We start from the raw sequence: 18829 nt of genomic DNA, 5'->3' as shown, positions 1-18829 counted from the left end.
ATTACCGGGAAAACGCATTCTCAATCGCGCGCTTGACTTCGGAGAACGTAATCTCCACCGAATCGTTGCGCGGAATCACCACGTCGCCGACGGTCACGGAGATCGTCCCGTCCGCCTCCGGACGCGAACTGAACGCCGCATCGACGTTCACGCTGTCCGCCCAGTTCTTCTCTTTCACGAACGCGACCACGCGCCCGAGCAGCTCCTGGCCGGGGCAGTGGCTCTGCTTCGTGCAGATCGTCACGCAGATCGGGAGCGCATCCTCTTTCTTGCTCCGCAGAATCGGGCTCTTCGCGTCGAAAAGCTGGCTGCGGTTCTGATAATGCGTATGCAGCCGGGTGTGCGCCTCATGCGAACCGGGACGGCCGCCGAAGCTTTCAGCATAGCACTTGTCCACCCAGTAGTTGTCCTGCGGCTTCTGAACCTGACGGCCCTTGTCGGTGTCGTACAGTCCGGCAGCACGCTTCTGACGGAAATCCTTGTCGTGCGAAATCGGCTGGCCACCGCCCGCCACGCAGCCGCCCGGACAGGCCATGACTTCGACGAAGTCGTAAACCGCTTTGCCCGCTTTCATCTCTTCGATGAGCTTGCGCGCATTGCCGAGACCGTGGACGACCGCAATGCGCAGCTTCTTGCCGGCAACTTCGAGCGTCGCCTCCTTGCGCGGAGCGAGTCCGCGGGTCATCTTGAAGTCGATCGGACTCATCGGGTCTCCGGAGATCTTCTCCACCGCAAACCGCAACGCCGCCTCCATCACACCGCCCGTGGCGCCGAAAATCACGCCGCCGCCGGTCGAGAACCCGAGCGGCATGTCGAACGCCGACGGCTCGAGCTCGTTCATCTGGATACCCATTGACTGGATCATCTGGGCGAGTTCGTTCGTCGTGAGCACGTAATCGACATCCGGACGGCCGTCCTGCTGGAACTTCGGCAGCTGCGCCTCAAACTTCTTCGCCGTACAGGGCATGATCGAAACCACCACCAGGTTCTCCGGCTTCACGCCGAGCTTGGTCGGCAGCGTCTTGCGGGCAACCGAACCGAAGATCGCCTGCGGCGAACGTGTCGTCGAAATGTTCGGGAGCAGCTCGGGATAGTAGGTTTCCGCAAACTTCACCCAACCCGGGCAGCAGCTCGTGAACATCGGGAGAACGCCGTTGTTGCTGATCCGGTCAAGAAACTCCGTCGCCTCTTCAAAGATCGTCATATCTGCCGCAAAGCAGGTGTCGTAGATCTCGTCGAAACCGAGAATCTTCATGGCCGTCACCATCTTGCGGGCGACGTTTTCTCCCATGCCGAAGCCGCCGAGCTTCTCACCGAGAGCCACGCGGACCGCCGGAGCGACCTGCGCGACCACGATCTTGTCCGGATCGTAAATCGCATCCCACACCTGATCGATGTTGCTCTTTGCGACAATCGCACCGGTCGGGCAGACCTGCGCGCACTGGCCGCAGTTCACGCACTCGACTTCCGCAAGCTTGCTGTCGAACGCCGGAACCACCCGCGCATTCGATCCGCGGCAGGCGAAATCAAGCGCGCCGACCGACTGCACCTCGGCGCAGACCCGCACGCAGTCGCCGCAGAGCACGCACTTGTTCGGATCGCGAACCAGCGACGGACTCGAATCGTCGATCGGCAGATCTTTCACAGTCTGCTTGTAACGAACCTCGTGCACGCCGAGCTTGCGGGCGATATCCTGCAGCGAACAGTTCGCACTGCGCTGGCAGCTCGGGCACTCGCGCTTGTGGCTCGCGAGCAGCAGTTCAACGTTGATTTTGCGCATGTTGCGGATCGCTTTCGTATCCGTGAAAATCACCATGCCGGGCTCGGGTCTGGTCGAGCACGAAGCCATGATGCCGCGCCCTTTCACGTCCACAAGGCAGAGACGGCACGCACCGTAAATCGACAGCTCCGAATGGTAGCAGAAAGTCGGAATATCGATGCCCGCTTTGCGGATCAGCTCGAGCAGATTGCGCTCGCCCGCGATCTCGATCTCGCGGTTATTGACAAACAGCGTCTTTTTTTCTTCACTCATTTTATTTTATGCTCCAGGGCTGTGATTGATTATTTAGAGGCCGATGATCGCACCGAACTTGCAGGCCGCCTTGCAGGCGCCGCACTTGATGCACTTGTCCGCGTCGATGACGTGAACTTCCTTGATCTTGCCGGTGATCGCTCCGACCGGGCACTTGCGCGCACAAGCTGTGCAGCCTTTGCATTTGTCGGCCAGAATTTCCGGACGCGCGAGCGCCTTGCATTCGCCGGCGGGGCAGCATTTCTTGAGCACGTGCGCCTCGTACTCCTCCCGGAAGTAACGCAGCGTCGAGAGCACCGGATTCGGCGCGGTCTTGCCGAGGCCGCAGAGCGACCCGAGCTGAACCGCTTTGGCGGTCTCCTCAAGCAGCTCGAGCGTGTGCCGGTCGGCGCGCCCCTCGATGATGTCGTCGAGCAGCGCGAGCATCTGGCGCGTGCCCTCCCGGCACGGAACGCATTTGCCGCACGACTCGTTCTGCGTGAACTGCATGAAGAAACGCGCGATCTTCACAATACAGGTCTGCTTGTTCATAACCACCAGACCGCCGGAACCGACCATCGCGCCGACGCTCTTGAGAGAATCGAAGTCGAGCGGCAGATCCAGCATTTCCGGAGTCAGACAGCCGCCGGAAGGCCCGCCGATCTGTACAGCCTTGAAGTCGTCATTCGTGATCTCGCCGGCATTGTTGGTCACGCCGCCGCCGATGTTGTAGACGATTTCGCGCAGCGTAGTGCCGAACGGAACTTCGATGAGTCCCGTGTTCGCAACGTGACCGGTCAGCGCGAACGTCTTCGTGCCCGGAGACTTCTCGGTGCCGACCGCCTTGTACTGCTCCGGTCCCTTGTAGAAGATACCCGGAACCGATGCGAGCGTCTCGACGTTGTTGATGACCGTCGGCTTGCCCCAGAGTCCGCTCTGGGCCGGGAACGGCGGCTTCGGCCGCGGCATACCGCGCTTGCCTTCGATCGACGCAATGAGCGCGGTCTCTTCGCCGCAGACGAACGCGCCCGCGCCTTCCATCACCGTGACCCGGAAGCTGAAATCACTGCCGAACAGATGATCCCCGAGCACGCCGATCGCCTCGGCGTCCTTCACCGCGGCCCGCATGCGCTCAACCGCGAGCGGATATTCGGCACGAACATAGACATAGCCTTCATCGGCGCCGATCGCGCGCGCCGCAATCATCATACCCTCGATGACGGAATGCGGATTCCCTTCCATGACCGACCGGTCCATGAACGCGCCCGGGTCGCCCTCGTCGCCGTTGCAGATGACATATTTCTTATCGTTCTGCGACGCGAGCGTGAACTTCCACTTGAGTCCGGTCGGGAAACCGCCGCCGCCGCGGCCGCGCAGACCGGAATCGATCGCGGTCTGGCAGACCTCCTCGGGTTTCATCTCGAGAATCGCCTTGCGCGCACCGAAGTAACCGCCGCGGGCGATATATTCGCGAACATCGCCCGGTTCGATCCGGCAGTTCGCAAGCACCACGCGCTTCTGACGGTGGTAGAACGGGATCTCGGCATCGCCTTTGCAGCGGCAGTTGCCGTTCTTGTGGTCGACGTAAAGCAGCCGCTCAATGATCTCGCCATGGCGAAGAGTCCGCTCGACAATTTCCGGAACGTCGGCAACTTTGACTTTCGTGTAGAGGATGTCGCCCGGCTCGATATGGAGAAGCGGTCCCATCTGGCAGAAGCCCTGGCAGCCGGATTTCGAAATGTAGGTTTCATCCTTCTTGTTCTCTTCGGCCTTGACCTCAAGGGTCACATCGATTCCGGCCTTTTCAAGCTCTTTCGCAAGAGCATCGCGAACGTCGAGAGAGCCGTTGGCGACACAGCCGGTGCCGCCGCAGATGATGATGCGGCGCTTGACGTTTTCATAAGCCTTCTTGTAATCCGCTGCGATTTTTTCAAGATCGACGGTTTTAACGGTAGTGGTACTCATTTTCTCTGTTCTCCGGTCGGGGGGTGTTACAAATTGGCGGCCGCAGCCTTCTCTTCCGCAAGAATCTGGTCGATGATTTCATCAGTCTTGTCCGGAGTCATCTGGCCGTGAACCGAATCATTGACGAGCATCACCGGAGCAAGCCCGCAGGCGCCGAGGCAGCTTACGGTTTCGATGGTGAAGAGCAGATCGTCGGTCGTGCGCTTCTCATCGGAGAGCTTGAGCTTCTCGTAGAGCGCATGCAGAATGCTGTGAGACTTCTTCACGTGGCAGGCGGTACCGTCGCACAGCTTGATGATGTACTTGCCTTTCGGCTGCATCGAGAAGTGCGCGTAGAAAGTCGCGACACCGTAAACGCGCGACGGCGGCACGCCGATGCTCGTGGCAACGTAGCTGATCATGTCCTTGGAGAGGTACTTGTAGACCGCTTGAACCTCCTGGAGAATCGGAATCAGCCGTCCTTCGGAGTAGTTATTCTTCTCCAGAATCTTGTTTACCGCGGCGAGATGGTCGATCATCGCCTGGGTGGTTTCCATGGTTTCCTGCATTTTGGCTCCTTGTACCTTGCACTGTTCTGTTATGTTGACGAATGTTTATCGATTTCCTTCAATCCTGCGCGTCCTCTTCGACGAGCTTCCGGCTCATCTTGACCGAGAGTACCGCGAGTCCGCCGGCGATAACTTCGCGTTGAACGATCACATCGTCCGGCACTTTCAAACTGACGTTGGCGAAGTTCCAGATCGCCTTGATTCCGCCGGCGACCATCCGGTCCGCAATATCCTGGGCCTGGTCTGCGGGAACACAGATGATCCCCATCCGCACCTGAAGCCGCCGGGTCAGCTCTTCGAGCCGGTCAATGTCGAACACACTGCGGCCGCGCACTTCTGTACCGATTTTCATGGGATCGGCATCGAATGCGGCGATGATCCGCAGCCCGTACTCCTCAAACCCCTCATATCCCATGAGGGCGCTGCCGAGCGCGCCAGCTCCGACCAGAACCGCTTCGGAGACATTGTTCCAGTTCAGATACCGTTTGATCGCATCAATCAGTTCACGCACCTTGTAGCCGACGCCAGGCTGACCGGAAACCCCTGTAAGTGCAAGGTCCTTGCGAATCACAATCTCACCGAGATTCATGTAACGGGCAAGCTCCGGCGTCGCGACGATCTCGACTCCGGCCTTACGCATCTCAGACAGCTTATAAAGGTAGGTGGGCAGTCGCCGAACCGTCGGCAGCTTCGGAACCTTCACTTTCGCCATTTAAATCTCACTCTCCTGATTAGATGCGTATAACCCGCCCGTTCATGATACGGGCTGACCGGATTTCCCCGGCCAGCCAGCTTTTCCGCGACACTCTGATTCGTACAACCGCACATTTAAAATATCACCATTCAGCCGAATGTCAAGGTGTTCGGGACTTTATTATCGATATTTTTTTATCGATTTAAGATAAAGACCGGTCCGCCAGATGATTAGAAAAGATGAGCTGCAGGGGGAATTTGTGCTCAGACCTCCCCGGAAACAGGAGATGCGCAATGATTTTGCGCCCGGATCAGGGGCCGGTGCGGCGGGTTTCCACAGCGTTGCGCCACAGCCGCGCCGACACAGAGATCCGCAGAGTGTACCGGCCGGTCAAGCCGGGCCAAAGAAGCGGAGCGGGAGGCCCGGACAGCCCCGAAAACGCGGAATTTCCGCTCCGAAATCCGGGGGGTAACTCGTTCTCATTTGTGTTTTTATCGATAAATATGCACCATCCGGTCTTGAAAATTTTGTGAACAGTGATATATTCTAAATTCTGTATGAAATCGGATAGTGACGAAAAAACAAAAAATCAACGATTCAAGGAGTTGTTAAAATGGCTGTTCCGAAAAGAAAAACTTCCCGCATGAAGAGACGTCAGCGCAAGGCTGCGAACCGTTACGAAGGTGTGCAGGCGAATTTCTGCACGAACTGCTCCGCGCCGGCTGCGCCGCACCGGGTCTGCCCCTCCTGCGGCTGCTACAACGGCAAGCAGATTCTGAACGTCGAAGCGTAAGTTCGCCCTGAATCGGGGGGAGATCGGGAGCAGATGAAGATTGCGGTAGACGCGATGGGCGCGGACTACGGCCCGGGTCCGGTGATCGAGGGCGTGGTCATGGCGCTCTCCGACTATCCGGAAGACGAGTTCGTGCTGGTCGGGCACTCCGGTAAACTGCCGTTTTATCTGGAGAAATACGGGATTGCCGGTCATCCCCGGATCTCGATCGTTCACGCCGAGACGGTGTGCGAAATGTCGGAACCGTCCACGACGGCACTCCGCGCCAAAAAGAACTGCTCGATCACCGTCTGCGCCCGATTGCTGAAAGAGAAAGCGGTCGATGCGATGGTCACGCCCGGTCATACCGGCGCGACCGTGGCGGCGACCAAGGTGCTGGTCCGGACACTGCCGGGCGTGGATCGTCCGGCCCTGGCCGCGAGTCTCCCGACGCAGAACGGGAAGAGGTTTCTGCTCGTGGACGCGGGGGCAAACATCGAATGCACCCCGATCAATATCGTTCAGTTCGCAATTCTCGGCGAAGTTTATGCGCAATACCTTTTCGGACTTGATACGCCGCGGGTGAGCCTCCTTTCGGTCGGCGGTGAAGACATCAAGGGGAACGATCTGACCAAGGAGTCGTTCAAGCTGCTGGAAAAGCGCAAACAGCTGAATTTTGTCGGGAATGTGGAAGCGAACGTGATTTTTGAAAATGTCGCTGACGTGCTCATCGCCGACGGTTTTTCCGGAAACGTAATGCTCAAGGGAGTCGAGGGGCTCGCGAAGTCCGTCATGTTCTGGCTCAAGCGGGTTCTCTCCAAAAATGCGTTGCGGATGACCGGTGCAATGCTGGCAAAGAACGCCTTTATCGAACTCAAATCGTTCGGAGACGCCGATGACATCGGCGGAGCTCCGCTGCTCGGGCTCAACGGGATCTGCATCATCGGACATGGCTCATCGAGCCCGAAAGCGGTCCGCAGCGCAATCCGGGTGGCCTGCGAATGCGTCGCATTCGGATTGAACGACCGGATCGCGGCACGCATCAATGAGACCGGCAGCAACACCGCCGAACTGGAGGAAGAGTTGGCGGCAGAAAAAAAGTAGCGGCCGGGCGGCACGTCCACCGGCCGGCGGAAGATCAATCTCAGCACAAGGAAGTGACATGAGCATCAGGATAGCAGGAACCGGATCCTATGTTCCGGATCGGATTTTAACCAACGCGGATCTCGAGAAAATGGTCGAGACTAGTGACGAGTGGATCCGCACCCGCACCGGCATCGAAGAGCGTCACATCGCCGCGCCGGATCAACCCACGAGCGACCTCGCCTATCACGCGAGTTTGAAAGCGTTGGAAATGGCCGGAATCACCGGCGCGGATCTCGACGCGATCATTGTGGCGACGATCACGCCGGACTATGTGTTTCCGAGCACGGGCTGTGTGCTGCAGGACCGTCTCGGGGCAAAAGGGGCGTTCTGTTTCGACCTTGAAGCGGCCTGTTCCGGATTGCTCTATTCGCTTGAGGTCGCCTGTGCCCTCATGAAAACCCACCCGAACCGGTACAGGCATGTGCTGGTGATCGGAGCGGAAAAGCTCTCCTGCATCACGGACTGGACGAATCGCAACACCTGCGTGCTCTTCGGCGACGGCGCCGGAGCGGTTCTGCTGGAGAACGACGGAACCGATGAGCCGGACTGCCTGGTCGCAAGCGATCTGCACTCCGACGGCGGTTATGGTGAAATCCTCAAGATGCCTGCCGGCGGCAGCCGCGCACCCGCGAGCAACGAGACGGTCGAAGCCCGCGAACACTTCATCCACATGGAAGGCAAAGAGGTGTTTAAACTCGCGGTGAATGCGATGGTCAATGCGGGAAAAAACGTGCTGGAAGAGGCCGGGATCACGCCGGACGAAGTCAATCTGGTCATCACGCATCAGGCGAACAGCCGGATCATCTACGCGGTCGCACCGCGGCTCGGCGTCCCGGATGAGCGGGTGTTCCTCAACATCAACCACTACGGCAACACCTCGGCGGCGTCGATCGGGCTCTGCCTCGACGAAGCGGTCCGCAGCGGGCGCATCAAAAAGGGGGACAACGTTCTTCTGACCGCGTTCGGCGGCGGCCTCACCTGGGGGGCGATGCTGCTCAAATTCTGAACAGGTATTTCCCTGTAACGGCAATCAGGCGACGGAGAGAATCCGCCGCCTGATTTTGTTTTCGGCGAAACGGCGCCGTCACTCGCGGATCGGCAACGTGCAGGAAACCTCCTCCCGGTTTTTTTCTCCCGCACCGGGGCAGCGCACCTGAATCGCCGGGAGGAGTTTGAACACTTCGCGGCTCTCCCAGCGGAACGTATTGGGAGGAGCGCCCGGCAATCCCGTCAACCTCCGGCGCGAGAAAATCCGGTGGCGGCACGGAAACATTCCGAATTTGTATTCCATCGTCCCGGAACCATACGGGTCGGGCGGCAGATGGGGAAGCGTCTCCGGCAAAGAGCCGTACCGCCGCCGGGAAAGCTCCACCCGGAGCATCACCCGCAACGCCCGGCAATGGGCCTGGAGTTTCCGGAGGGAATGCGACAGAATCCTGTCATCAGGGGCGATTGCGCCGCTCAGGAAAAGCGGCGGACTCTGAGACTCCGGATTGAGAAGCAGTCGGGCAAGGTCCGCTTTCTCCCTCAGACCGTACCATCGGAGCTGCGGCAGCAGAAACCGGGTTGCGTTCAACGGAAACGGATTGCTCCCGTATGCACTGAAATTCCCATCGGCAAAGAGGTCGCAAAACTCCAGAGCGCAGACCGCCTGACTGTACCGGAAACGTTCCAGCTGCGACTCCAGCGCGAGTTCCATCTCCTCCATCTCGGTTGCGAGGCACTTCAACTCCCCGTCCGTCAGAATTCCGGATGCAAGCAGCATTCGGAAGCCGGTCAGTCGCAGTTCAACCAGATCAACCGGAAAAAACGCGCCGGTCTGCAGCTCCCGCTGCAGAAATTTCTCCGTAAGCCGGAGAGAGCGGTAAGCCGCAAGCGCCTCTTCCCGGTTTTCATCGACCAGAGAAAAATAGAGCCGCCAGAGTTGGAGTTTGAAAAAGAGTCGGCAATCCTGCTCCACCCCCGAACCGGTCCCGTGAAACCATCCGCCGCGCCGGGTCAGACGCGCCTCCGGGGGAATCGGCCCGGCAAGCAGCGCCTCCCATTCGTCCAGCGCGGGAGCGTGCCGGTTGAACCGTTCCCGCCAGAGGACAAGATCAGCTTCCGACATCATCACACAGTCGGGTACGATGTTGAACTCGGTCCACTCCTCGTTCTCCTCATCATCGCCGGGATGAAATGGAGAAGCCGCGTCGCACAGCTGTTTCCAGCGTTCCAGCCAGACCGGATCCGGTGGTGTTTCGCTGTCGCAACAGGTCTCCGCCAGCGCCTCCACCGTCACCGGCCGACCGAAACGGCGTTCAAGCGCCGCGATTTCGCGCGACACCTCGCGTCCTGCAACCGCCGTCAAAATGCAGAAAAGGAGAAAGACCGCACCGGAAACGCCCCACCAGAACGCCACGCCCAATCCGAACAGCGCGCGCAGATGAACGCCATTGCGCCGTGCGAAAAAGAGCGCAGTCAAGATGTACCAGACGGCGAGAAAAAACAGAGCGGCGGCCTGCCAGAACATCCAACCGAACCCGGAAATTCCGAAGATCCCCGAAACAGCCTCCTCCGATCCGTGGAATCCGTACCCGCCCCGAAACAGCATCGCGTCATAATAGCAGAGCGGAATCAGCACCAGCGCGCTCCCGACGCACCAGGAGAGAGCCGCGCCGAGCGCGCTCTTCCACCGGTCCGCACTGTGAAAGAGCGGCAGGACGGCCGGAAAAAACGCGAGAAAAATCCACACGGCAACCCATGCAGGGACTCCGATTCTCCACAAAAACAGCGAGAGGACGATCCAGATCACCCAACACCCGAACGGGGAAAGAGGAGCGCGCGGGGCGAACTTCCGGAAAAACGCAAGCGTTGTCCATACGTAAAAAATGACGAAAGCCAATAGAATCCCCGCCCAGCCCGCGAGAACAAGCCGGCCGCCCCCGTCGAGATACCCGAGCCAGTTCCGGAGAGAGGCGTCGCCTCCATAACGAAGCGGATTTTCCAGACTGACGCCGCAGAAGCCGAACATAAGAATCGCGAGTGATCCGAGAAGATAACAACCGCAGAGCAGCTGCGTCAATGCGTAAAAAGCGCCTCGTGCCGAAACATCCGGGAACAGAACTTTCCGCTTAATCGACCGCCACATTTCAGCGAACTCCCGTTTACGGAACACCGTCTCGACAATAAAATAAATGCAGAAAATCCGGTTGTCAAATGTCTTTCTGCAGATTTTTCCGACAACAAAAGAGAATTTCCACTTGAATTTCCAACAAAAAAACGCTATCATGTCTTATACAATCATCAGCGGAGGGAAAACGCCATGAAATACCAGTTGAACAAGGCCGACCGGAACAGGCAGAAGCGGCTTGCCGCCGCGATCCGCAAAGGGCTGCCGCTCACCGGATTGCTCGCACTGCTCCCGCTTGCGGGCGGTTGTGGGGAAGGCATCGCCCCTCTGGCGGGGGACATCGCGCCGGAGCAATCGACCGAAACAGCCATCATTCGAGGAGAAATCGCCCCCGCCCCCCTGGCAGGAGTGCCTCCGAGAAAACCTCCGACGGAACCCTCCGCAGGAAGCGATGAAGAATCCCGCTGAGACAGAGCGCCCGAACGGGAAAGCGCCCGACTCCGGTACGCTGCCGCCGCATCTGATTCTGGAGCTCACGCGCCACTGCAACTTCCGCTGCCCGTTCTGCTACTGCGTCTGGCATGAGTTCCCGGAACTCGCGAAGCGCGATCTGCCGACCCGCGCGTGGAAGCGGATCATCGACCGGGCGCTCGCAGGCGGCGTGAAAAGTCTGCTCTTCACGGGCGGCGAAATCCTCCTGAGGAGCGACGCGGAGGAACTTGTGCGCTACACGCGCGAACGGGCGCCCGGATGCGACCTCTCGCTCTTCACGAACGGCTCCCGGATGACCGAGGAGAGGCTGAAACGGTTCCGGAAACTGCGCGTGCGCCTCAGCACGAGCCTCCCTGGATTGCGCACCTATGGGGCGATGACCGGGACGCGCCGGAGCTGTCTGCCGGTTCTGGAACTGCTGGCGCGCGCAAAAGAGCTGCGCTGGCCGTTCGACGTAAGTTTGACGGCGACCAGAGTCAACGCGCCGGAGTTCGCCGACCTCTTCGCCGCGGCCGCAGTCGCGGGGGCGCGCACCATACAGGCCGGAGCGATGATGCTTGAGGGGCGCGGCCGCAGTCGAACCGATCTCGCGCTGACGCCGCAGGAGTGGAACGCGCTGAAAGAGCAGATCCGCGCCCTGCCCCGCGGGAAAACCCGTTACCAGTTCTGCGATGAGATCCTCTGCGAATGCCGTGACCAGCCGTCGGAATATCTCGCTCATTACGGTCGCCCGGACGCCGTCCCCTGCCCCGCGGGGAAAACGTTCGGCGTCATCGGGCCGAACGGGAAATTCCGCCGATGCCTGCACACAGTGAATGACGCGCTGTGGTAAGGCGGATCAATTGTCGTCCCGCGACTTCTCCACAAGGCCGATGTTCCGCACGATAAAGACAATCAGCACCAGGGCCAGCAGCACGGTCGCCGCCGGAAAGATCCATTTCGAAGAGAAAAACCAGGAATTCTCCTCCTCCGACTCCCGAAAATCAGGCGTATCCAACTGCGGGCCGCATTGGTATTCGTTGAACTTCAGCGTCGCCGTATTGATACCGGAAAGCGTCCGTCCGAGATCGTAATCACCGGGGGCGACACCGTTTCCTCCGTAACAGAGTTTCGCCGGGATATCCGCCGCAAGCGTAACGAGCCGGTAAACCGGGCCGTACCCCTTGAGCGTGAGAGTTTCGAGCGGCGGATTGTCCCCGTTCCGGATCGTGATCCGGCAGAGTCCGAGCCGCTGTTCGCCGCCAAATGAAATCGCCGTCGTGCGGCGGGTGTATCCCGGAATCGAAAGGCTCTCAAGCCGCGCATGTTTCTTCAAAGTGCCATCGACCGTCTCGAACGTCGCCTCGCGGCTGAAATTCGTGCTGGAACTCAACAGTTCGAGGCGCGTCATCGGAATCCTCCGGCAATCAAACTCGATGACGGTACATTTCGTTTCCGGATCGTTCGCCACGCTCCGTATCTCCGGCTCGAACGACTGTTCAACGGCGCAGGCAGAAACATTTACGCTCTTCTTCACGCTGAGATCGATGCCGTCGATCTTCAGCTCCCGGAAGAGCACTTCGCGTTCCTCTTTGCGGTTCTCCGGCGTCTCTCCCTCCGTAATCCGGCGCAACGGGGAGACGTAATCCTCTCCGTAGTTGTCGATCTCGATTCTCAGCACCCGGTAGCATCCTGCGGAGAAATGGAACGAAACGCGCCGCAGCGCAATACGCGGATTGCGGTCGAAGAACGGAGACTCCCGCACAAGTTCATGCCACGCGACATTATCACGCCCCGAAATCGTCACGCGTTTCTCGAAATCCCGCTCGTTCGTCCGAATGGTGAGCGAGTCGACCCGCGCTCCTTTTCCATCCCTGCCGACACGGACGAAGATCACCGCCTTACGTCCTTCCAGCTTGAACGAAATAACCTGGCACGGCACCGGTTCGCTGCGCAATGTGCTGCCACTTTCGAACAGCTGTTCGGATTTGAACGGAAGCTCCCGCCCTGCCGCAGAGTAGAGCCGCATGTCACCAAGCCCCGAAATCGCCGTCCAGACAGCGTTATTGAGCCGGACGGAATTCAGCTGTTTCGTCACCACCTTCTCCGGCGGAACGAGTTCCGTAAAAAAACGGTAATCCTCCGGAGAGGCCGCCTGAAGTGCGCTGCAGAACACCAGCAACAACACATAAAGCAATCGTTTTCTCATTTCTCCGCCTCCTCCTTTTCCGTCTCCTCCCCGTCCGGCCGAAAGAGCTGTTCGACCCGCATGTAGGCGAACGCCCCGACAAAGAAGAGCAGCCCCATCGCCAGAAACGCAAGCACCCGGTAAAGCGACGGCAGCTTTGCCATATCAAGCAGAATCGCTTTCACCGCCACCACAGCGAAAAGGGAAAGCCCGCAGTAACGCATCGCCCGCTGCCGGAAGCGAATCCCGCCGATCAGCAGCAACAGCGCGTAAACCGCCCAGAGCACGGAGAGCCCGCCTGCCGCAAACTCAGGCACATAGAGCGTCAACCCCTGATACAACTCCACGCTGCTGTAACCGAACCAGAGCACACCGCCGGAAACAGCGAAAAATCCGGCGAAATTCCGAGACTCTCCCTCCCGGGCAAAGAGCCGTTTCGCCGTCCACGCGAGTCCCGCACTGTAAAGCAGAAACGCCGCCAGCCGGAATCCGCAGTCGAGCGGATAATCGATTTTCTGCCCGAGCAGTGCCAGCCGGACAAGATCCGCCACCGCCGCGATTACCAGTGCCGCCATCCAGCCGCCCAGCGTCCTGTTTCCGCTCCGGCGGTAGCGGCAGAACAGGAATCCGAGGGTACCGAGATAAAGCACGGCAGAGAGCGTGACCCGAAGCACCGGCGCAAAAACCGGGAAGTTCTCAATCTCGATCCGGAAGAGGGCAAAGAGGAAAATCGCCGCTCCCCAGAAAAATACATTGACGATCTCACCGTTCAATTCCGTGCCGAACGGTTCCGGTTCGTTCGTGCCGACCACTTCGGGCCGATGGCCGTCGGTTCCGCCGCCACGCTTCAGGATGAAATATCCAGCAGCGAACGCCAGCGCACAGCTGCCGAGTGACACAAGGCGGTCGAGCATCCCCGGCCAGTAGTTGTCCGCCTGGATGAACGTCAGTTCCCTGAGCATCACGACTGCATCGAAAGCCGCCACCGCATGGAGGATGAGCGCGAGCGTCGTCAGGAACCGGCTGCCGCAGCGCGAACCTAGGTAGAGCATCGCCACGGCCTGAATCGCCCACGCCGCCACGATCCAGTGGCCGGAGAGCAGCAGCGGGAACGTCAGCGCCACCGCAAACGAGGCGAATACCAGAAGCGCGAGGTAGAGATTCCGGTCACGCACACGGAATTTCACGCACGCCAGGAACTCCACCACAAACACCAGCGCCGCAAAGAGCGAGACTCCGGCCCCGTAACGCGAATCGGGGAAGCTCTTTTCGACTGCCCATATCGCGGTTATGAGATAGAGCGTCGCATTCGCAGCGAGCAGCAGGACTTCAAGCAGCGTGATCTTTTTCCGGTGCACGAGCGAATAGAGCAGCGGCAGCAGCGAAAAGAGCACAAAGAGCCCGCTTGCAAATCCGACCGTCTGCCCGAAGTCCGCCCGCGACAGCGGATCGTAAAACTTGTGTACTGCCCCCAGAAAAATCCCGTAATTCAACAGAAATGCGATGAAATTCAGAATTCTCCAGTTGCGATAAAACGCCAGGAAGAGCGCCCCTGCCCCGATGAAGACCAGATAAGCGAAGAGTTCCGGCAGATGTTTTGAGCCGGTCGAAAGCAGAATCGGCGTGGCGTATCCGCCGATCACCGCCACGAGCGCAACAAAGAGCGAATTCTGCCGCAATGCGAGCAGCGCCCCGGAAATCGTGATGAGGATCATGAGCGGGAACGCCGCCGTGACCGGCAGGAACTTGTAGATCGACGCCGCCGCGAAAATCGCGAAATAGAGCGTTACAATCCCGACTCCGGAGAGTCCGAAGCCGAGCAGCCGGTAACGCTCCGACTTCACCAGCCGGCAGCCGACGCCGACCACGGCAAGCCCGATGAGAATCACCCCCGCAATGCGCGCCTGGGGTGAAACCAGATTGTTGTCATGGGAATACTTGACGAAGAACCCGATCCCGATCAGCAGCAGAAGCACAGCGCAACGGACCAGCCAGACCGTCGCGACCGCATATTCGACCGCGACCCGGCGCGGCCGGAACTCCTCGCCGACAACGATCCAGCTCCAGATCTTCTGCAGCGCCTCCCCTGCACGCCGTTCGAATTCGGACGGATGAAGCTGCGGAATCGAAGCGGTTTCCGATTCCGGTTTCGGAGCAGATTCCGGCGCAGGTCTTGGCACAGGGCTGGGCGCAGGAGCGGCCTTCGGTTTCGGCTCCGGGGCGGTAAAGGAGGAGGCGAGCTTTTCGGCGAACACCGCCGCTGACCTCGGCTCCGGTGCGGAGACGGAGATGGTTTTCGGCACGGCTGCGGAAGCGGGAGAAACCGGCGGCTTCGGCACAGGCGCACAAACAGGAGCCGCCCGCGGCGGGGTGGAAATTCCCGGCAATGGTTTCGGTTCCGGTTTCGGTTTCGATGCGGCCACGGAAACGGACGGGCGAAACGCCCCCTGCCGCTCCAGTTGTTCAAGCCGTTCGGCGAGCTTCCCCACCGCTTTGCGGCAGGAATTGACTGCAATCACGTTCACAATGAGCAAGACAAATCCGCCGAGGAGAAAAAACAGGAACAGCAACACAATAAAAACTTCCATTCTATCACCTCCCGCACATCGAATGCACTTAAAATCCCCGACATGTTCCCGAATTACTGTATCATGGCAAAATGGATTTGCAACCCGGAAAGTCCGATTCAGCCGAACGCGATCAGATCTGGGCTTCGAGCCGCTTGAGCATACCGTTGCCGCGCAGACTCAGGCAGGCGGTCGGCGTCACAATCAGATGATCGACCAGCCCGACGTTGATCGTCCGGAGCGCGGCAAGAATCCGCCGCGTGGTCTGAAGATCCCCGTCGGAGGGCATGCAGATTCCACTCGGGTGGTTGTGCGCGGCAATGACGGCGGTCGCACCGGTCCGCAGACACTTCTCGGCGATTTCGCGCGGGTAGACCGCCGCCCGGTCGACCGTCCCCGGAAACACCTGAAAATCCAGAACGTGATTGTGACTGTTCATGAAGATCACCATGAACGTCTCCTTGCGCCCGCCGCCGAGCTTCATGCGCAAAAACCGTTCCGTCGCGGCAGAGGAGTCCAGCACATCGACATCCCGGATCTTCTGCTCAAGGTACTTCGAGCAGAGCTGACGGATCAGCAGCACCAGCGTCGTTCCGCTCGGCCCCATCCCGTGCCGATCGAGCAGATCCGCCGGGGTCGCGTCGAGCAGTTTCTCAAGCGAGCCGTAGGTTTCAAGCAGCTCTTTTGCCAGCGGCTTCACATCGCGCCGCGGAATCGCGTAGGTGAGCAGCAGCTCGATCGCCTCGTAATCCTGAAGCCCGTCGAGACCCGCCCGCAGGAAACGCTCCCGCAACCGTCGGCGGTGGCCGTCCGTATGCTTTTTCTCCGGCCCGGCCATGCTCAGTTCCGCACCCATTCCGTGAAGAGTTCAAAGTGTTCGGTCCGCGGAAACATATTCACGACCTCGAGTTTCCGCAAGACAAAGCCTCCCCGGATCAGCCGGGCCGCGTCGCGCGTCCAGGTCGCCGGATGGCAGGAGATGTAGACGATATTCCGCAACGGACTGCCGCAAAGCTCCTTCATCGCTTTCCCCGAGAGCCCGGTGCGCGGCGGATCGACCACGAGCAGCGTCGACCCCGCATCCTCTGCACCCTGCCGCCCGGAGTCCGCGAACGCCTCGGCCGCATCCCCCGCAATGACCCGCGAGGAAACGGGATGGAATTTCCCCAGATTATATTTCGCCGCCTCCGCCGCCGCACCGTCCGACTCCACCGCGAGAATCTCCGGCACGCCGCGACTCGCGGCCGCGCACCCGAAGAGACCCACCCCCGCATAGAGATCGATGACGCGACGCGGTTTCACCCGCTCCACCACTTCGAGAAACCGTTCGACCAGACGCGCACCGCCCGCCGGATTCACCTGAAAAAAACTCCCGCACGGCACCGAAAGCTCCCCGAACGCAGTCTTCTCCCGCAGCCAGGTGAGATTCTTCGCAGGCGCATTGCGCCAGAACTTCACGCCGTCGCGCTCCGTGCGGCGGAACGTCACGCTCATCCCCTCGTGCAGAGAGTGGAAGAACCCCTTGTCCGCCCGCAGTCGCGCAAGTTCCGCATTGATCTCCGGATGCGCCAGCGGGCACGCCTCGATGTCGGTCACGGTCGTGTTGTCCGCCATGACGTAACCGAAAGAGGTTTCTCCGCGCACCTTGTGCGCATGCAGCACGATCTTGTTGCGGTAGCCGAACGGCGGCTGCGGCGCGAACGGCTCCATGACCGCAGATTCCTCACATGCGACTCCCGCACTCTTCATCATGTCGAGCACCTGGCGCTGCTTGAGCTGAGTCTCATACGCATAATCGGCATGCTGATAGCAGCAGCCGGGACAGCGCCCGAAATAACGGCAGCCGGGCGCGATCCGGTGCGGGCTCTTCGAGCCGAAGCGGACCACTTCCGCCCGGGAAAAATTCTTCTTTTCCGCCGTGATCCTGCCGATCAGCTTCTCGCCCGGCAGCGTTCCGGGCAGGAAAATGACCTCTCCGCCGACCCGGGCGATTCCGTCGCCACCGAGCGCGCAGGTTTCGACTTCACACTGAAATTCCGTACCGATCCGCATTTGTTCATCCCCGTATTCCGGCGCTTAATATAGCCGGAGGTGCGGCAAATTGCGAAAAAAAAATCAAAAAAAAGGTGAAAGATTGCGGAACCGGGGCTATATTATGCCAGAGTTTTCGTATCGCAACTCCCCGAGTCGGGAGTTCTTCAGTTACATTGAGCGTAAGGAGATGAGAATATGGCGGTTCCGTTGCTGGATCTGAAAGCGCAGTACGCGACGATCAAGGAGCAGGTGCTCAAGGAGTTTTCCGAGATCGCCGACTCCCAGTATTTCATCCTCGGCCCGAAGGTCGAAAAACTTGAAAAAGAGGTCGCGGCCTACTGCCGCAGCAATTTCGCGGTCGGCGTCACGAGCGGTTCGGACGCGCTCATCATCTCGCTGATGGTCGAGGGAATCGGCCCCGGCGATGAGGTCATCACCACGCCGTTCACCTTTTTCGCGACGGTCGGTGCGATCGTCCGCGTCGGTGCGACGCCGATTTTCGCGGACATCGACCCCGTGACCTACAACATCGACCCCGCGAAGATCGAGGAGAAGATCACCGCCCGCACGAAAGCGATCATCCCGGTCCACCTCTTCGGCCAGAGCGCCGACATGGATCCGATCATGGAAATCGCGAAAAAACACAACCTCATCGTCATTGAGGACGCCTGCCAGGCGATCGGTGCGGAGTACAAGGGACGCCGCGTCGGCTCGATCGGCGACTACGGCTGTTTCTCGTTCTTCCCGAGCAAGAACCTCGGCTGCTTCGGCGACGGCGGCATGGTCACATGCAACGACCCCGAAAAAGCGAAGCTCCTCAAAATATTCCGCAACCACGGCCAGAGCGGCACCTACATGCACGACTACGTCGGCGGCAACTTCCGCCTCGACGCCCTGCAGGCGGGCATCCTCTCCGTCAAACTTCCGCACCTCGACTCCTGGAGCGAGGCGCGCCAGCACAATGCGGCGGAGTACGACCGGCTTTTTGCGGAAGCGGGTCTGCTCGACAAGGTGTCGCTCCCGAAAAAAGCCGCCTATCCGGTCCGCCACATCTACAACCAGTACTGCATCGAAGTCGCGGACGGAAAGCGCGATGCCCTCGTCGCTCACCTGCGCGGGATCGGCATCGGCTGTGCGGTCTACTACCCGCTCTCGCTGCACCTGCAGCACTGCTTTGCCGCACTCGGCGGGAAAGAGGGGGATTACCCGGTCAGTGAAAAAGTGACCGGCCGGATCATGGCGCTGCCGATCTATCCGGAATCGACCACCGCCCAGCGCAAAGAGGTCGTTGACGCGATCGCGGCCTTTCTCAAATAAGGAA

General features: G+C 59.8%; 15 protein-coding genes. 6 read left to right on the top strand and 9 right to left on the bottom strand.

The window, feature by feature from the left end:
• Window position 1: 1 nt before the first annotated feature.
• The 4 genes from Q0J85_RS03425 to Q0J85_RS03410 are packed head-to-tail and all read right to left on the bottom strand — an operon-like array spanning window position 2 to window position 5236.
• Complete coding sequence (locus tag Q0J85_RS03425) at window positions 2-2032, bottom strand: 2Fe-2S iron-sulfur cluster binding domain-containing protein (RefSeq protein ID WP_294478262.1); 2031 nt, start codon at window positions 2030-2032, stop codon at window positions 2-4.
• Window positions 2033-2065: 33 nt separating this feature from the next.
• Window positions 2066-3976 carry an NADH-quinone oxidoreductase subunit NuoF gene (locus Q0J85_RS03420; RefSeq protein ID WP_294478261.1) on the bottom strand — a complete coding sequence of 637 codons (1911 nt, stop codon included), beginning with the start codon at window positions 3974-3976 and terminating at the stop codon, window positions 2066-2068.
• 26 nt (window positions 3977-4002) lie between these two features.
• Window positions 4003-4524, bottom strand: a complete 522-nt coding sequence (locus tag Q0J85_RS03415) for an NAD(P)H-dependent oxidoreductase subunit E (RefSeq protein ID WP_294478260.1) — start codon at window positions 4522-4524, stop codon at window positions 4003-4005.
• A 58-nt stretch (window positions 4525-4582) separates the two neighbouring features.
• Window positions 4583-5236, bottom strand: a complete 654-nt coding sequence (locus tag Q0J85_RS03410; RefSeq protein WP_294478259.1) for a redox-sensing transcriptional repressor Rex — start codon at window positions 5234-5236, stop codon at window positions 4583-4585.
• Window positions 5237-5831: 595 nt separating this feature from the next.
• On the opposite strand from Q0J85_RS03410, the gene rpmF reads away from it, so the two are divergent.
• Genes rpmF through Q0J85_RS03395 form a run of 3 tightly spaced genes read left to right on the top strand, consistent with a single transcriptional unit; the run spans window position 5832 to window position 8142 of the window.
• Window positions 5832-6011 carry a 50S ribosomal protein L32 gene (gene rpmF / locus Q0J85_RS03405; RefSeq protein ID WP_294478258.1) on the top strand — a complete coding sequence of 60 codons (180 nt, stop codon included), beginning with the start codon at window positions 5832-5834 and terminating at the stop codon, window positions 6009-6011.
• 33 nt (window positions 6012-6044) lie between these two features.
• A complete protein-coding gene (plsX, locus tag Q0J85_RS03400) occupies window positions 6045-7094 on the top strand; it encodes a phosphate acyltransferase PlsX (protein ID WP_294478257.1) in 1050 nt (349 codons plus the stop codon).
• Window positions 7095-7152: 58 nt separating this feature from the next.
• On the top strand, window positions 7153-8142 hold the full coding sequence (locus Q0J85_RS03395) for a beta-ketoacyl-ACP synthase III (RefSeq protein WP_294478254.1): 990 nt from the start codon (window positions 7153-7155) through the stop codon (window positions 8140-8142).
• 78 nt (window positions 8143-8220) lie between these two features.
• Here the strand turns inward: Q0J85_RS03395 and Q0J85_RS03390 are convergent, their stop codons facing one another.
• Window positions 8221-10266: a hypothetical protein gene (locus tag Q0J85_RS03390; RefSeq protein WP_294478252.1), complete on the bottom strand. Its 2046-nt coding sequence runs from the start codon at window positions 10264-10266 to the stop codon at window positions 8221-8223.
• Window positions 10267-10440: 174 nt separating this feature from the next.
• On the opposite strand from Q0J85_RS03390, the gene Q0J85_RS03385 reads away from it, so the two are divergent.
• Together Q0J85_RS03385 and Q0J85_RS03380 are read left to right on the top strand one after the other, a co-directional pair.
• Window positions 10441-10716 carry a hypothetical protein gene (locus Q0J85_RS03385; protein ID WP_294478251.1) on the top strand — a complete coding sequence of 92 codons (276 nt, stop codon included), beginning with the start codon at window positions 10441-10443 and terminating at the stop codon, window positions 10714-10716.
• A complete protein-coding gene (locus tag Q0J85_RS03380; RefSeq protein ID WP_294478250.1) occupies window positions 10700-11572 on the top strand; it encodes a radical SAM protein in 873 nt (290 codons plus the stop codon). The genes Q0J85_RS03385 and Q0J85_RS03380 overlap by 17 nt, the downstream gene beginning before the upstream one ends.
• Before the next feature lie 6 nt (window positions 11573-11578).
• Here the strand turns inward: Q0J85_RS03380 and Q0J85_RS03375 are convergent, their stop codons facing one another.
• The 4 genes from Q0J85_RS03375 to Q0J85_RS03360 form a co-directional block, all read right to left on the bottom strand.
• Window positions 11579-12928: a hypothetical protein gene (locus Q0J85_RS03375; RefSeq protein ID WP_294478248.1), complete on the bottom strand. Its 1350-nt coding sequence runs from the start codon at window positions 12926-12928 to the stop codon at window positions 11579-11581.
• Complete coding sequence (locus Q0J85_RS03370) at window positions 12925-15495, bottom strand: DUF2339 domain-containing protein (RefSeq protein WP_294478246.1); 2571 nt, start codon at window positions 15493-15495, stop codon at window positions 12925-12927. The genes Q0J85_RS03375 and Q0J85_RS03370 overlap by 4 nt, the downstream gene beginning before the upstream one ends.
• A gap of 112 nt (window positions 15496-15607) precedes the next feature.
• The gene (gene radC / locus Q0J85_RS03365) at window positions 15608-16330 is read right to left on the bottom strand and encodes a DNA repair protein RadC (protein WP_294478244.1); all 723 of its coding nucleotides are present in this window, start codon (window positions 16328-16330) and stop codon (window positions 15608-15610) included.
• Window positions 16315-17526 (bottom strand): class I SAM-dependent RNA methyltransferase, encoded by a 1212-nt coding sequence (locus Q0J85_RS03360; RefSeq protein WP_294478242.1) that lies wholly within the window; start codon window positions 17524-17526, stop codon window positions 16315-16317. The genes radC and Q0J85_RS03360 overlap by 16 nt, the downstream gene beginning before the upstream one ends.
• A 177-nt stretch (window positions 17527-17703) precedes the next feature.
• On the opposite strand from Q0J85_RS03360, the gene Q0J85_RS03355 reads away from it, so the two are divergent.
• Complete coding sequence (locus Q0J85_RS03355) at window positions 17704-18825, top strand: DegT/DnrJ/EryC1/StrS aminotransferase family protein (RefSeq protein WP_294478240.1); 1122 nt, start codon at window positions 17704-17706, stop codon at window positions 18823-18825.
• Window positions 18826-18829 lie beyond the last annotated feature (4 nt).

Source organism: uncultured Victivallis sp. (genome assembly GCA_944389935.1).
In the GTDB taxonomy this organism is placed as follows: domain Bacteria; phylum Verrucomicrobiota; class Lentisphaeria; order Victivallales; family Victivallaceae; genus Victivallis.
The sequence above is the reverse complement of the archived record's forward strand: the minus strand, read 5'-3'. Positions and strand labels throughout refer to the sequence as shown.

Coding starts and splice junctions, on each gene's coding strand:
- Q0J85_RS03355 (WP_294478240.1), top strand. CDS start 17,704: ATGGCGGTTCCGTTGCTGGATCTGAAAGCGCAGTACGCGACGATCAAG.
- Q0J85_RS03375 (WP_294478248.1), bottom strand. CDS start 12,928: ATGAGAAAACGATTGCTTTATGTGTTGTTGCTGGTGTTCTGCAGCGCA.
- Q0J85_RS03370 (WP_294478246.1), bottom strand. CDS start 15,495: ATGGAAGTTTTTATTGTGTTGCTGTTCCTGTTTTTTCTCCTCGGCGGA.
- Q0J85_RS03415 (WP_294478260.1), bottom strand. CDS start 4,524: ATGCAGGAAACCATGGAAACCACCCAGGCGATGATCGACCATCTCGCC.
- radC (WP_294478244.1), bottom strand. CDS start 16,330: ATGGGTGCGGAACTGAGCATGGCCGGGCCGGAGAAAAAGCATACGGAC.
- Q0J85_RS03385 (WP_294478251.1), top strand. CDS start 10,441: ATGAAATACCAGTTGAACAAGGCCGACCGGAACAGGCAGAAGCGGCTT.
- Q0J85_RS03380 (WP_294478250.1), top strand. CDS start 10,700: ATGAAGAATCCCGCTGAGACAGAGCGCCCGAACGGGAAAGCGCCCGAC.
- Q0J85_RS03395 (WP_294478254.1), top strand. CDS start 7,153: ATGAGCATCAGGATAGCAGGAACCGGATCCTATGTTCCGGATCGGATT.
- Q0J85_RS03390 (WP_294478252.1), bottom strand. CDS start 10,266: ATGTGGCGGTCGATTAAGCGGAAAGTTCTGTTCCCGGATGTTTCGGCA.
- Q0J85_RS03425 (WP_294478262.1), bottom strand. CDS start 2,032: ATGAGTGAAGAAAAAAAGACGCTGTTTGTCAATAACCGCGAGATCGAG.
- plsX (WP_294478257.1), top strand. CDS start 6,045: ATGAAGATTGCGGTAGACGCGATGGGCGCGGACTACGGCCCGGGTCCG.
- Q0J85_RS03420 (WP_294478261.1), bottom strand. CDS start 3,976: ATGAGTACCACTACCGTTAAAACCGTCGATCTTGAAAAAATCGCAGCG.
- Q0J85_RS03410 (WP_294478259.1), bottom strand. CDS start 5,236: ATGGCGAAAGTGAAGGTTCCGAAGCTGCCGACGGTTCGGCGACTGCCC.
- Q0J85_RS03360 (WP_294478242.1), bottom strand. CDS start 17,526: ATGCGGATCGGTACGGAATTTCAGTGTGAAGTCGAAACCTGCGCGCTC.
- rpmF (WP_294478258.1), top strand. CDS start 5,832: ATGGCTGTTCCGAAAAGAAAAACTTCCCGCATGAAGAGACGTCAGCGC.